The sequence below is a fragment of the Staphylococcus sp. EG-SA-2 genome (assembly GCF_017152085.1).
On sequence record NZ_JACYHC010000138.1, the window covers coordinates 1 to 543 of the forward strand.

A 543-nucleotide genomic window follows, 5' to 3' on the forward strand; every position below is an offset into this window, starting at 1 on the left:
CATCTTCTGTAATGCGAATATCTTCATCATGTTGGCGTTTTAATTGAGCGACATACTCTTCTGTTAGCTCTGCTACTTTTAAAATAGAGCGATTGACATCAAACATAACTGCTAAACGCTCAACGTCAGCCTTCGTTATGGCTTTTGTAGAAATTCTAACTAAATAATTTCGAATGCTATCATTGATTGTTTCAACAGCTTGGTGCTTTTGTTCAAGCTTTTTGATCAATTTTTTATCGTCTTTTGTAATTTCGCGAATGTCTTCAAACATTGATAAGACAATCTGACCAACATTTTGTAATTCTTTTTGAGTTTCTTGTAATGCAACACCAGGTGCGTGATAAACAAGATCTTTGTTTAAGTGCTGAGGTTTATAGTCATCAGCAATATCTTTACCTGGGACAAGCTTTGTAACAATCCATGCTAAACCTGCTACAAATGGTAATTGAATCAAAGTATTTGTTATGTTGAAGATACCATGTGATACTGCAATCGTCATCGCTGGTTTTAAGTGCCATACATCTTGTAACAAACTAATCAAAT

Annotated in this window: 1 protein-coding gene; it reads right to left on the minus strand. The window is 34.4% G+C overall.

Features of this window, described 5'->3' with window-relative positions; translation table 11 throughout:
* Nucleotides 1–543: Na/Pi cotransporter family protein (locus tag IDG60_RS01355; RefSeq protein WP_206160399.1), on the minus strand; the 543-nt coding region annotated here is incomplete at both ends.